The sequence below is a fragment of the Chryseobacterium sp. PCH239 genome (assembly GCF_018924625.1).
Classification (GTDB): Bacteria; Bacteroidota; Bacteroidia; order Flavobacteriales; family Weeksellaceae; genus Chryseobacterium; species Chryseobacterium cucumeris.
Map to the genome: position 1 here is coordinate 163,908 of NZ_CP073027.1, position 14,367 is coordinate 178,274.

The 14,367-nt window shown below is 36.1% G+C and carries 9 protein-coding genes and 1 tRNA gene; 6 read left to right on the forward strand and 4 right to left on the reverse strand.

The window, feature by feature from the left end:
* Positions 1–5: 5 nt before the first annotated feature.
* Positions 6–461, forward strand: coding sequence for a lipocalin family protein (locus KBP46_RS00870; protein ID WP_123277704.1), 456 nt, complete (start codon positions 6–8; stop codon positions 459–461).
* 24 nt (positions 462–485) lie between these two features.
* Positions 486–950: a hypothetical protein gene (locus KBP46_RS00875; protein WP_123277703.1), complete on the forward strand. Its 465-nt coding sequence runs from the start codon at positions 486–488 to the stop codon at positions 948–950.
* 335 nt (positions 951–1,285) lie between these two features.
* On the opposite strand, the gene KBP46_RS00880 is transcribed toward KBP46_RS00875, so the two are convergent.
* From KBP46_RS00880 to KBP46_RS00895, 4 genes are all read right to left on the reverse strand, one after another.
* A complete protein-coding gene (locus tag KBP46_RS00880; protein WP_123277702.1) occupies positions 1,286–1,624 on the reverse strand; it encodes a DUF962 domain-containing protein in 339 nt (112 codons plus the stop codon).
* A 159-nt stretch (positions 1,625–1,783) separates the two neighbouring features.
* Complete coding sequence (locus KBP46_RS00885) at positions 1,784–3,466, reverse strand: APC family permease (RefSeq protein WP_062675235.1); 1,683 nt, start codon at positions 3,464–3,466, stop codon at positions 1,784–1,786.
* Between the two features lie 104 nt (positions 3,467–3,570).
* The gene (locus KBP46_RS00890; RefSeq protein WP_216444400.1) at positions 3,571–5,835 is read right to left on the reverse strand and encodes a CocE/NonD family hydrolase; all 2,265 of its coding nucleotides are present in this window, start codon (positions 5,833–5,835) and stop codon (positions 3,571–3,573) included.
* A gap of 182 nt (positions 5,836–6,017) precedes the next feature.
* Positions 6,018–8,255 (reverse strand): CocE/NonD family hydrolase, encoded by a 2,238-nt coding sequence (locus KBP46_RS00895; RefSeq protein ID WP_216444401.1) that lies wholly within the window; start codon positions 8,253–8,255, stop codon positions 6,018–6,020.
* A 257-nt stretch (positions 8,256–8,512) separates the two neighbouring features.
* Between KBP46_RS00895 and KBP46_RS00900 the strand changes: the two genes are divergently transcribed.
* The 4 genes from KBP46_RS00900 (at position 8,513) to KBP46_RS00915 (ending at position 13,904) form a co-directional block, all read left to right on the forward strand.
* Positions 8,513–11,476, forward strand: a complete 2,964-nt coding sequence (locus tag KBP46_RS00900; protein ID WP_216444402.1) for a tetratricopeptide repeat protein — start codon at positions 8,513–8,515, stop codon at positions 11,474–11,476.
* A gap of 3 nt (positions 11,477–11,479) precedes the next feature.
* Positions 11,480–11,971, forward strand: a complete 492-nt coding sequence (locus KBP46_RS00905) for a hypothetical protein (protein WP_062675232.1) — start codon at positions 11,480–11,482, stop codon at positions 11,969–11,971.
* A gap of 35 nt (positions 11,972–12,006) precedes the next feature.
* The gene (locus tag KBP46_RS00910; RefSeq protein ID WP_216444403.1) at positions 12,007–13,770 is read left to right on the forward strand and encodes a TonB-dependent receptor; all 1,764 of its coding nucleotides are present in this window, start codon (positions 12,007–12,009) and stop codon (positions 13,768–13,770) included.
* 62 nt (positions 13,771–13,832) lie between these two features.
* Positions 13,833–13,904 (forward strand) — tRNA-Arg (locus KBP46_RS00915).
* Positions 13,905–14,367 lie beyond the last annotated feature (463 nt).

Genomic DNA, 14,367 nt, shown 5'->3' on the forward strand with positions numbered 1-14,367 from the left:
TCATTATGTCTAAGATATTTTTTCTTGCTTCCTGTATGGCCTTTTCTTTGGTCAGTGCCCAAAAATTAACCAAAGAAAACGTTACAGGATTCTGGAAACTAAAGGAAGCCGGATTTTATGAAGGTAAAAAGAAAGTGATAAAAGAGTTCGATAACTGCCGCCTGATGAGAAATTATGCGATCAGGGAAGATGGTTTCGCCATCTATAATTATGTAGAAGGGAAGTCGGGTGACTGCAGTCCATCTGAACCAAGACTTTCTTTCTGGAGAGTTGTAGAAAACAGGATCCAGTTTTATGTAGATGATAAAAATATCCTTGAAGAAGTGGAAGTAACAATCAATAAAGATCATACGATAACCTTTTCAAGCTATATTCCTGAACCGAAAAAAGTAGATGGAGACATCCTTGCAGAGAAGATAGTAAACACGGTTCATTACGATATACTTGAAAAACAATATTAACCGTAAACACAAAATTTTTAAGGTATGAATTATGTAACGGTCATCTATCTCGGAAATCTGGTATTGTATGCCATGTATTTCTTTGGAAGAATGGGTAGTGAAGTTGATGTTTCAGGACTGGATTATACCGTTTCCGGAATTTTATCTTTATTTCTGATCTTCGCCGGATATCTGAATGCAAAAAAAGGGATGATCTACAGAACCGTCCTATGGATGTTTTTTGTGAATGTCTTCTTATTTGTTTGCTCCGGCTTGTTTGATCAGTTTGGAAGCGATTTTAATATTCTTTCTACAGGTAATAGTGACAGTTTTCTTTTTACATTGGCACTGCTTGTTTATAACGGATATCTTTTTCCTTTGACGATTATCTTTGACGGATCAGGTCTGGCTTTGAAAGTTCCGGTTGTCTTATCATGTATTCTGCCTTCATTGGGTTATCTGATTGGGAAGAAACTCCCTCAGAATAAACAGAATTCTACCAACATATAGTCATTGCGAACCGAAGGTGAAGCAATCTCAATCTAAAAGTAAAGGTCGGAAAACGCAAAGGCGCAAGTATTATTAGAAGGAATGCTTTTAAGGCGCAAAGATTTTATCTCCGATAAAATTTCAAAACTCTGTTTTGTCATTCCGGGAAAAGCAAGGAATCTAAACTTTAATATCCTCTACAGCTCTTGAAAACTAGGCAGATATTATTAAAAAAAATCTGCGAAATCTCCACAATCTGCGAGAAAAATAATATCATCATTTGCTGAAAATCTCACATTGTGCTAAGTCGAAATGCTCTTGCGTCTTCAAAATTAAGAAAGAAAAGAAACTAAAGGCTATTCCTGATTTTGAGGCTGGTTATTGGACGTAAAGAATTTCTGCTTCCCGATTAATAGTTCAAAAAACAGTCTGAAATCTGAGATTAAAGACCATAAAGGATATTTAAAAGTAGCCGGCTTATTCTTCTCAATCACGGCGTGGCTGAACCAGGCAAATCCGTAGCCTACAATAGGGATATACCATAGAAATCTTTCTTTTCCGGAACTGATGACATACCATAATACGAAAAATACGAGAAACGTTCCGATGAAATGGAAAATGCGGGTACCTGTTTTACTATGCTCAGTAAGATAAAACTGATAAAACTCTCTGTATGTTTTGATTCTTTCAGACATGGCGGGTTAGTTTATTGGTTCAATTGAGTTGAAAGCAATAATTCTGCCGATTTTTAAAAGAGCCCAAAAAAGTAAAAAAGCAAAATAACAAATCAGGTCTTTCCATCAGGTGTAACCTATTTGCTATTTTGCCTTTTCGCAATTTTATTAAATGCTTATTTAGCTGTCTTTTAACTCTTTTCCAAGCTTACTGTTTTTATATCCGTAGCAGAAATAAATTACCATACCGATCAGGAACCACATTCCGAACCAGAACCAGTTCTCATGGCTCATTCCTGTAAGAAGATACAGACATGAACTTAAACCAATCAATGGAATTAATGATAAATTCTTGATAAAAGCTACGATACATAGAATCAGGTTGATGATAATAAAAAAGAAAATAGAAGCTCTGAATTCTCCTTCATTAGGATCTGACCAGTTCATAAGGTTATCAAAAAACTCAGGCTGCCACTGGTAGAAAGCCAGTAAACCTCCAATGAAAATGACAGGGAAAATGATTTTACCATTCACGTAAGGAAGGTGGAATCTGCCTTTAATTTTTTCTTTAGCTGGAAGCATTAGTACTCCGGCACATACCAGTACAAAAGCGAAAATAGTTCCGATACTTGTAAAGTCAAGAATAAAAGTTTTATCTGTAAACAGGATAGGAATACCTACCACAATCCCAGTAACGATAGTTGCGTATGATGGTGTTTTATACTTAGGATGTACTTTTTGAAATCTTGCAGGCATCAGTCCGTCACGGCTCATGGCATACCAGATTCTTGGCTGTCCCATCTGGAAAACCAATAATACAGTGGTAATGGCAACAATTGCAACGAAAGAAACTACAAGCTCCATCCAGGCTACATTGGCATTCGTTTTTTCAAATATAAATGAAAGCGGATCTCCCACACCATCAAATTTTTTGTAATCTACCATACCTGTTAATACCAATGTCAGAGCAATATAGATCACGGTACACAATACAAGGGAGATAATCATTCCTTTTGGTAAAGTCTTTTGTGGGTCTTTAGTCTCTTCAGAAAGAACACTTAAAGCATCAAATCCGATATAAGCAAAGAATACTCCGGATACGGCACTCATTACCCCTGCAAAGCCATTTGGCATAAAGGATGGTGTTCCCGTTGTAGGACTTACCGGAGTCCAGTTTTCAGTATTGATATACGCAAAACCAACCAGTATAACCAATATAATTACTCCAAGTTTCAAGATAACCAGAGAGTTATTGAAGTTTTTACTTTCTTTTACTCCTACATAACAAAGCCATGTAATCAAACCGTTAATAACCAATGCCGGAATATCTACAATGAATTTCAAACTTCCGATTAATGGAGCGGTCTTCCATGCATTTAAGAGTTCCTTGTTTTCTGAACCATATTGAACGGCTTTTCTGGCTTCGGTATAGCTGCAGGTAAGATAATCAGGGATATGCATTCCGAGACGTCCTAAGAAACTGGTGAAATAATCTGACCAGGAAAAGGCTACGTAAATATTCCCGAAAGAATATTCCATGATCAGAGCCCAGCCGATAACCCATGCAATCAATTCCCCAAAACTGGCATAAGCATATGTGTAGGCAGAACCTGCCGTAGGAATTCTGCTGGCAAATTCAGCGTAGCATAAAGCGGTAAACCCACAGGCAAAGCCACAAATCAAATAGAGTAGTATTACACCGGGACCGCCTCTGAAAACGGCTTCTCCCAAACTGCTGAAACTCCCAGCTCCAATAATGGCCGCAATACCAAAAAATACAATGTCCCATACCCCTAAGACTCTTAAAAGCCCTGTTGATGTATCTGTATCTGAATAGATTTTTCTTCTAAAAAGTTGACTCATTCAATAACTATATTTGATTTGAAAAAAAGCAAATGTAATGATTTTTTATTTTGATGTTAACAGTTGTTAAAAACATTTGGGGAAAAATGCGCAAACAAAAGAATTTACTCTTTATAAATGGGAATTTCCACATAACTGTCGTTGTACCATTTTATTTCCAAAGGCTCACCTGCATCTTTTATAGTTTCATCACTTACATTTTTTCCTGTGCCATAATTGACCTGCCAGTTCTTATTTTTATTAACTCCTACCAATAAGACCAGTTTGCTTCCTTTTTCTATTTTTTTGCTGATGAAAAATGAGTTTTTGATTGGGATCTGCTCCTTTTTGCCAGGTTTAAGCAGATGACGTTTGAAATTGTTTTTTGCATAGCTGGCTCGGGTAAGATGTGTAGACAGTAAAAATATCTTACCATCAGGCTGTACCTGATATAATAGGGTTTTGGGATCAAAATCCTTTTTGTTGATGGAAACGTTGAATATTCCAGATAAATTTCCGCTTATTGTAATATCCTTTTCCAGAATTTCACTTTCAAAATAAATAGAATTGGTTACATACACACTATCCTGTTTGCTTACTGTATGATAAAGATATTTCGGATTTCTGTCTTTAAAGTCAACCGTCTGTTGGGTAAATTGTTCAGTTCCGGGTTTCTCAAAAACTGAAGAACCGTTTTTACGATCCTGAAGATAAAATTTAAGAGAAGACGAGTGCATTTTATCAAGAGCAGGAACATGTTTCCATGTATTACTGTTAATGATCTGAAAATTGACTTTATCTTTCAGAAGTTCCGGTTTTTTACCATCCTTCAGAATATAATCAAACCATGAAAAAGCAAGTTTATCAATACTTATTCTGGCTACAGGATCTATGAGTAGATTCCCATAACCGAAAACATAAACATAATTATTTCCATAGCTTTGAGCTGCTGCATGATCATAAGGTCCTATCACTAAATAATGGTTAGGATTTTTGTTGTATTTGTGATGTTCTTTATAATAATACAATGCTCCGATCTGATCAGCATCATAATAGCCAGTAGTCGTTAAAACAGGAATGTTTATTTTGGCAAATTCTTTTTTGTAAGGGACCATGTTTTGCCAGTATTTATCATAACCGGGATGATCCAGCCATCTTTGGAATATTGTATTGGGCTTCCCGCTTAAAGAATCAAGGGCTCTGAATGATCTGCCGCTTTTGTACCATGCTGTATTGATAGAATCCCATTTTGTATCATTATTAAAGCTTGCTTCATCAGTCAGCTTATTATTGGTGACATATTGAATCCACTGGAGCATATAGCCCTTGAAGACATTATTCTGAGAAGGATAATCTATTCCGATCCCTACCGAAACCTGAGGCACAATGGTTTTCAAAGCCGGGTGCAGTTTTTTGGCAGCTGCCCATTGGCTGAATCCTAAATAACTTCCGCCTATCATTCCTACTTTACCATTGCTCCACGGTTGCTTGCTTACCCAGTCTATGACTTCATAAAGATCCTGCGCTTCATCTTCAAATGGATGATTGGGGTCATTGCTGTCTCTTTTTCCACGAGTATTAACCACAGCTCCTACATAATTGTAAACAGCTGCTCTTTTCCCCATCCCTGCATCTACAAATTCTCCAGCATAAATATTATTGGTAAGTATAACGGGAAGAGGAGAGGTGTTTTCTTTTTTTCGTACAATTGTAATGGTGAGTTTTGTTCCTTTTTTTAAAGTAAGTATTTTGGATTCGATGATGAATTTCTCCTGCTCCTTTACTTTAAAAAGCTGCATAATCTGGGGTTTGATGCTTGAGTAGGTCATATAATTGACATAGTTTTTACATAAAGCCAGAGCGGAAGCATAGTCTATACTATCCTTATCTTTTTGTTTGTCAAGTGCTGCTTTCAGCCTTTTTTTATGATCCCTTACATCTGAATCAATATCCAGGGTAGGTCCTACTTTGGCAGTCAGTGGCTCGGATAAACTTTCATATCTTGTAGTAAAAGCCGCTTGAAGAGCATCTGGAAACGGAATATTTTTATCCTTTTCAATCAGCCTGGCTATACTGTAGATTTCATGAGCAAGATATTTGTTCCCTGCCATATTATGATCTGCATATTCCTTACGGTAATCGGTTAAACTTGTAATGGAATTTTTGTAATCCTTTGCCGCAAGTTGTAAACGGAACAGATTATCTAAAAACGTGAGTATATACTTCGGTTTGTTCTTAGGAGACTGATATTCAGTAATCACCTTTAAAGCAAGTTCGGGAATTTGTTTTTCCAAAATCACAGAATCTGTTGTTGCTGCTTTCGGAAAGTAAAACTTCTGTGCCTGCATTATATTGACAAAAAATAATGCTAAGAGTATCTTAAATTTCATTAATGGTATTTTTTGAGCTGGTGATGAAAAGTATCACATCAAAAAATGTTCTTAATCATCGTATTGCTCAATTGGTTATTTTTTTTAGCGGGCTAAATTAAGAATTTTTATCAGTAAAGAATGAAATGATCTTATTATTTTTTATTGCATAAAGCCCGCTGAAATGTGTTTAGAAAAGGTTTTTAGTCTTTATAAACAGGAATTTCCACATAGCTGTCATTGTACCATTTTATCTCCATGGGTTTACCGGAATCCTTTACTGTTTCATCACTTACATCTTTACCGGAACCATAATTGATCTGCCAGTTAGGGCTTTTATTCACTCCGACCAATAAAAGAAGTTTGCTTCCTTTCTCTATCTTTTTACTCATGAAATAGGAATTGTTAATCGGGATTTGTTCCATTTTATTCGGTTCAAGAAGCTGTCGTTTTTCATTGTTCTTCGCATAGCTGGCCCTAACAATGTGAGTGGAGAGTAACGAAGACTTTCCATCCGGTTGAATTTGATATAAGGAAGTATCCGTATCAAAATCTCTTTTATTGATAGAAACATTGAAGACTCCGGAAAGGTTTCCACTCATGATGATATCCTTATCAAGAACTTCACTTTCAAAAGCGACAGAATTTGTCATTTTTATGCTGTCTTTTTTACTGACTTTATAATAAGTGTCTTTCTGGTCTCTGTTTTTAAGATCAACAATTTGTGTTGTGAAATTTTTGGTTTCAGGCTTATTAAATACAGAAGATGTGTTTTTTTTGTCCTGAAGGTAGAATTTCAAAGACGAATTATGCATTTTATCAAGATGGGCTACATGCTTCCATGTATTGGTGTTCATTACCTGAAAATTGATTCTGTCTTTTAAAATTTCTGGTTTTTTACCGCCTTTAAGAATATAGTCAAACCATGAGAATGCAAGATCATCAATACTTATTCTCGCCACAGGATCAATAGGGTTTCCATTCACGTAAGTAAATCCGAAACTTTGGGCTCCTCCATGATTATAAGGACCTATGACCAAATAATGGTTCGCATTTTTATTATACAGATGATGCTGTTTAAAATAATACAGCGCACCAATCTGATCATCATCATAATATCCCGTTGTAGTCAGAATAGGAATGTTGATTTTAGAAAAATCCTCCCTGTAAGGAACCATTTTCTGCCAGTATTCATCATATCCCGGATGATCCAGCCATCGTTGAAATATTTTACTTGGCTTTCCGCTTATTTTATCTAACGACCTGAATGACTCCCCGCTTTTGTACCATTTTGTAAAAATAGAATCCCATTTTACAGCATTGGTAAAATCTGCTTCATCGGTAAATTTGTTATTGGTCACATATTGTATCCACTGCAGCATATAGCTCATAAAGATATTATTCTGAGCCGGATAATCAATCCCGATTCCTACGGCAACCTGAGGAACAATCGTCTTTAATGCCGGATGCACTTTTTTTACGGCTGCCCACTGGCTGAAGCCTAAATAACTTCCTCCGATCATTCCTACTTTCCCGTTGCACCAGGGCTGTTTGCTGACCCAGTCTATCACTTCATAAATATCTTGCGATTCATGCTCAAAAGGATTGTTCACATCATTGCTGTTTCTCTTGCCTCTCGTATTCACAACAACCCCTACGTAATTGTATGTAGCGGCTCTCTTTCCAAAGAAACCATCAATGGGACCTGCATAGATATTATTGGTTAAAATAACAGGAAGTGGAGATGTGTTTTCTTTTCTGCGAACAATAGTGACTGATAAGGTATTTCCATTGATCTTAAGATCTTTCGTTTCAATAATGAATCTTTCTTTGTCTTTTGAAGCCAGTAGCTGCATGACCTGAGGTTTGATGCTGGAGTAGGTTTTATAATTCAGATAATTTTTACATAGAGCCAGTGCCGTTTTGTAATCGATGCTGTCCTTATCTTTTTGTTTATCAAGAAGATTCTTCAACAGTTTTCTGGATGCGTTCACATCTCCGTTAAGAGCGAGTTCCAGTCTTGGAATCAGTTTTTCCGGAAGGCTTTCGTATTTTTGATTAAATACTTTTTGAAGGGCATTGGAAAATGAGGTATTGTTTTCTTCTTGCTCCATTTTTGCAAGGGCATACAGTTCAAATCCGATGTATCTGTAGTCTCCCATATTGTGATCCGCAAAGAGCTTACGGTTTTCGAAAAGGGAGGCCAATGAATTTTTATAATCATGAGCCACCAGCTGCAAGCGGAAAAGATTATCCATAAGGTCAACCGTATTTTCAGGTTTATACTTTGCAGACTGAAGGAGGGGAATCACTTGTTGTGCAAGTCCTGGAATCTGTTTTTCCAATATAACAGAGTCATTTACAGCTGTCTTTGGAAAATAAAACTTTTGTGCCTGCAGGAGGTTTACAAAAATTAATGCTAAAAGAATCTTAAATTTCATGAGATGGTGTGTTTATGGTATGTTTTTGGCTGCTGTTGAAAAAGTATCAAATTAAAATGTGTTTTTGATAACTGTTTATTAAAATTGTTTACATTTTATCAAACGAAAGTAGTAAATTTTATCATTGTATGGTGAGAAAATTTACATTGTTATCAAATAAGAATTAACTGTCATTAACACTGTTAAAACTTGCTTAAACAATAAGTTTTTAATATTTTCGTTAACTTATTTAGACTAATTTTCTTATATCAAGAAGAATGAAATCAAAAAAAATACTTTTAGCGGCTGCGGTCATCTATTTCGGAATCTCCGATGCTCAACAGTCCCAATATTTTACCCAGAAAGAAAATTACAGGTTCAATCTAGCCGAAAATCTTTATCAGACCAAAATATACAATGCTTCTCAATACGAATATGCAAGACAATACTTCTACAATCAGAATTTGTCCCGTTCGAAAAAGGAAGGCGCCCAGTTTTTTGATAATGTGATCGGTGTGATTCTTCAGAAAAATCATGCTGAAGAAGGGTTAACGGCTTTCATGAAAGAATATCCTAATTCTGCTTATTTTGCTCAGGCTAATCTTCCACTGGCAGATTACTATTTAGCAAAAAAAGATTTCGATAAGGCGCTGGAGACTTTGAAAAAAGTAAACCAGTATCAGCTTTCGAAAGAGGAGAATACCGAGTATATTCTGAAGCTTGGATATGCAAAGTTCATGACGGGCGATTCTAAAGGAGCTACTGATGCCCTTGAAGAAGCTTATAAATCAGCAGATCAGTCCCAAAAAGGAGATATTGCTTATATGCTTGGGCATTTGTATTACAGCAACAGACAGAATGATAAAGCTTTCCAGTATTTTGATTCGATAAAGGATCAGGATAAGTTCTCCAAACTGGTACGCCCTTATTATGTACAGATGTATTATAATGATAAGAATTACGACCAGGCGATCACGGAAGGAACAGCTTTGTTGAACGAAAATATTTCAGATTCTTATAAAGCAGAAGTTCATAAGATCATTGGGGAGAGTTATTTCATGAAGAATGATTACACTTCTGCCTATCCACATTTAAAAGATTATCTGAGTGTACAGCAGAATCCATCTGAAAACGATTTGTATGAGATGGGATTTGTGGCTGCACAGCTGAAGAAATATGATGAAGCGGTTTCTTATTACAACCAGCTTCTGAACAGTAATTCTGCTTTAGCTCAAAATGCTTATTACCAGTTAGGAAATGCTTATCTGGCCGTAGATAAAAAACAGGAGGCTCTTTCTGCATTCCGTTCTTCTTATCAGATGGATTATGATGCGAAAGTGAAAAAACTGGCTCATGAGCAGTACGCTAAATTAAGTTACGATATCGGTAACCCGTTTGAAAGTCCTTCGGCGGTAATTCAAAGTTATATCAACGAAAATCAGAACGGAGCCAATGCCGCAGAAATGAGGTCATTATTGGTGAAATCTTATCTGTATTCCGGAAACTATAAAGAAACGCTGAATGCAATTGACAGATTACAGAGTTCAACTCCTGAGATCAACAAAGTAGACCAGGAGGTTTCTTATCTATTAGGAACGGAGGAATTCAACAAAGGAAACTATGACGAAGCTGAGAAATATTTCTTAAGAAGTCTTGGTTTTAATATTAATAAAGAATTCAACAGCAGAGCTTTGTACTGGCTGGCACAGGTGTATTACCAAAAAGGAAATTATCCTTCTGCCATTGTACGTTATGAAAAGCTTCTTACGGAAAACTTCCCTGAAAAACAGCAGCTGCCTTATGATTTGGGATATGCCTATTTTAAATCTAAGAAATTTGATCAGGCAGCTACTTATTTCAAACAATATCTTGCCAATCCGAAACCGGAATTTAAAAATGATGCAGAACTTCGTCTAGCAGATATCCATTATGCCAACAATGATCTGAACGAAGCCATTGCTATCTATGATAAAAATGAAGATGCTACGGATTATACTTTGTATCAAAAAGCAATGGCTCTGGGATTCAAAGGAGATACACAGGCGAAGATTAACAACCTTAAAAATCTTTTATCAAAATATCCGGATTCCGAATATTATGATGATGCTCAATACGAAATAGGAACAGCCTACGCTGCTCAGGATGATTTTGCCAACTCCAATGATTATTTCGGAAAAGTAATCAAAGGTTCTTCTGACAAAGATCTGATTGCTAATGCATCTATTTACAGAGCACAAAATTATATAGACCAGAATCAGAATGATAAAGCTCTTTCTGAACTGAAATCTCTGGGTGAGCAGTATAAAAATACGGCCTATGCTCAGAAAGTAGTTCAGGCTGCAAAACCTATCTTTACGAAAAACGGAGACGTTTCAGGTTATGAGACTTTCGCTAGAAATGTTGGGGTAAATGTAGATGCTGCTGAAATTGATGAGATCAATTTATCTACAGGGAAGCAGCTGTTTGCGAAGAAAGATTATAAGAATGCAATTTCTTACTACGAAAAGTATCTGACACAGAATCCTACAGGTGAAGGATTGTACCAGGCTAAGTACGAATTAGGAGAAAGTTATTATCAGACTAACAATTCAACTAAAGCTTTACTTGTTCTTCAGGAAGTTGCTGTAATTCAGAATGATTACCAGGATGATGCACAAACTCGTTTAGCTCAGATCTTCCTTGCACAGGGGAATACTACAGAAGCTAAAAAGTACCTTGAAGGCATTAAAAATTCTTCCAACATCAGCATTAAAAACTATGCGAATGTGGAATTGATGAAACTGTATGCAGAAGAAAATAATTTCTCTGAAGCGGAAAAATTAGCCAATGCAGTGATTGCTAATTCTAAAAACTCGGCAGCCGTTATTGAAACTGCGAAAGTGATCAAAGCAAGAAGTCTGATGAACTCAGGAAAAGATAAAGATGCACAGACTGCCTATTCTTCTCTTGAAAAATCATCCAATACTTCAGTAGCTGCAGAAGCTCTGTATGCAAAAGCCTATTATCAAAATAAAGGAAAAGCTTTCAAGTCTTCTAATGAGACGATCTTTAAGCTTGCCAATAACTATGCATCAGAAGAATTCTGGGGAGCAAAAGCGTTGGTATTGATGGCGAAAAACTATATCGGCCTGAAAGACAACTACCAGGCAAGTTATACATGTGATCAGATCATTGCGAATTACAAGGATTTCCCTGAAATTGTTGCAGAAGCAAAAGAAGTTAAAAAACAGATTAAGAAATAGTACATGAAGGTTTTTAAAATTACCATATATTCTTTTTTAATTTCTGCTTCACTCTGGAGCTGTATTCCTTCATACAGTGCCTATCCAAAAGAGTATAACCACGCAAAAGCTGACTTTCAAAAACAGAAAGCTTTTGTAGTGAATAAGGATCTTAAGAAAGAATTTGAGATTTTAAAACATTCTGATATTTATGAAATTGTAGAAGACAGTACCAATGTATCTAAGATAACACTGCATCCGATGAAAACCTATACTCCTCCTTGTGGAAACCCAATGATTGGAAGTATGATTACAGTCGGGTTACTGCCTTCAGCATTTCCTTATGATATTGTTTACAGTTATGATGTAGCTGAGAATAGTGCAACAAAAAATTATCAATACAAATTACAAGTTTATCAAAGCCTTTGGCTGTTTAATATATTCAGACTGGGGAGAACTTTTTCAAAACAGTCGGGGAAAGCTTTATTAGGCAGTTATATTGCTTCCAATAAATAAAAGCCCGTTATATATTTTTTTCAAATAAAGAAAATATGAACAAGAAAATTCAATTATTATCCATATTATTTTTAGGGTTCTCGTCGGTGGCGTTTTCCCAGATCAAGGAGGAAAAGCTGGTTCTTAACAAAAAAAGAGAGCCGGAAGTGAAGAAGATCGAGAAGAAAAAAACTTCTGTGGAAACCATCAAGAATTATCCGCCGGAAGAGAAATCGCAGACTCCTGTGAAGTATACCATCACGGATGTTCCTGCTGTTTCAGATTTTAAAACTTCAACTATTCAGGGAGAAGATGTAGCACCGAAATTTGACGGAACCGCTCAGAATAACTATTTCCAGTTTGGAATGGGTAATTATGGAAAAGTTCTGGTAGACGGAAACGTTTCAAAAACCCTTGAAAATAAGCTTGAAGTAGGAGCTGATGTTCATGTTTTGTCTACGAATGGTCTTAAAAAAGATTATGACTGGAAATCCGGGCAGACTTCTGCTAATATCGGAGCTTTCTTAAACTCTTACGGAGAAAAGGGGAAGTTTAACCTTAACGCTGAATATGGTTTAGACAGCTATAATTATTATGGAATCTACGCCATGCAGCCTACGGGAGAGCTTGATCTTAAACAAAAAGTAAATCAGTTTAAAGTAAACGGATACTATGATTTTTATTCCAATGAAATCTTAAATGATGTAAGGGTAAAATCATCATTCCTGAAAGATCATTTTGATGCTTCGGAAAACCAGGTTTCCATTCTTGCAAACTTCTCCAAGCATGCTGTTGAATTAGGAAAATCAGGAATCAACCTGAATGCAGATTTGGGAGTAGGATTGGATGCTGTGAAGACAGATTTTGCCATCAGAGATAAAAACTCTTCCAGCTTCTTCAATACCAGCCTTACCCCGAAAGTAACATTCAGCAAAGGAGATTCTTATTTGATGTTAGGATCTTCATTCTCTTTCCTGAATGCTAAAAATTCAGCAGAACTCGTTTCTCAGCAGAAAAACAATAAAACGTATTGGTTCCCGCAGGCGGAGTTCCAGTTTGCAGCTGCCAAAGAATTTAAATTCTACGGAGGGGTAGACGGAGGTCTGAAGCTGAATACCTATGGAGATATGTTGCAGACGAATCCATTCATCCTTTCTGACCAGTTTTTAAAGCCAACGGAGACGAAATATCATTTTTATGTAGGATTGAGAGGAGATATTGATGAAACGTTGAAATACGACTTCTCTGCAGGTTATGGAAAGATGAGAGATATTATGTTCTTTAAGGCCAACGGTCTTTTCGATAATACATCTGTAAACCGTTCTGCATATAATTTTGCCAATACATTCTCTGCAGTGTATGATGATGGAAACGTAAGTGATATCAAAGGGAGTGTACAATATTTCCCATTGGCCAATCTTATTATTGATGGAGAGTTAAGGTTTACAAAGTATGATCTTAAGAACTATGAAAATATTTATAACGTTCCTTTATTCAATGCAAGCATCGGGGCAAAATATACAATGCTTGACAAAAAGCTCTTGTTAGGATTTAAAGGAATATTTGCAAGTGACAGAACGACAAACTCTTATGCGATTGAAGGAGTAGGTGCTCCGAATGTAATTTACCAATCTACGGAGAATACAAACGATAAAGTAGGTGGATATGCTGATTTAAATCTTTCTGCAGAGTATAAAATTCACAAAAATTTCAGTATTTTCGCACTCGGAAATAATCTTCTGAGCTCAAAATACCAGACGTACAAAGGATATAAAGTCCTGGGTGCACAGATTCTGGGAGGAGTGAAAATTACTTTCTAAAACATGAAAGGCAATGATGATAAGTAATCAGGTATTACTTATCATTCATTACTTATGAATACGGCTGCATAGTTTAATGGATAGAACTTCGGATTTCGGCTCCGACAGTGAGGGTTCGAATCCTTCTGCGGTCACAAAGCTCCTTTTTTAGGAGCTTTTTTTATATTATGCCCGACAACCCTTACTTATTATTTTAATATAGATACCCTCAGAATTAGGGTGCTTTTGGTAATCCAGCCTGTTATTATTTTTATTGCTATTCTTTCGTCGTTATCTCTAATTCCTTTGTCTGTTATAGGTTTACCATTTCAACAACCGCTATGAACATCAAACAGTATTGAGAAACATGACAAACAAAATTTACACGACTGTAATTTATATCTACAGAATTGCTTTGTTATTGTTAGCATATCATTATAAATTGCACCATACAACAGACTCATTTTTATTTGAGTTTTCATGGTTATTAGTTTTTTTTCCTCAGAGAGATCTGAGGATTTTTTTACGGGTTATTTTCAATATAGAATTAGACGTTTTGTAATGTATTGTCAGATCATTGTAGGAATTGACAAGAGAACTTCTGTTGTTTATATCATC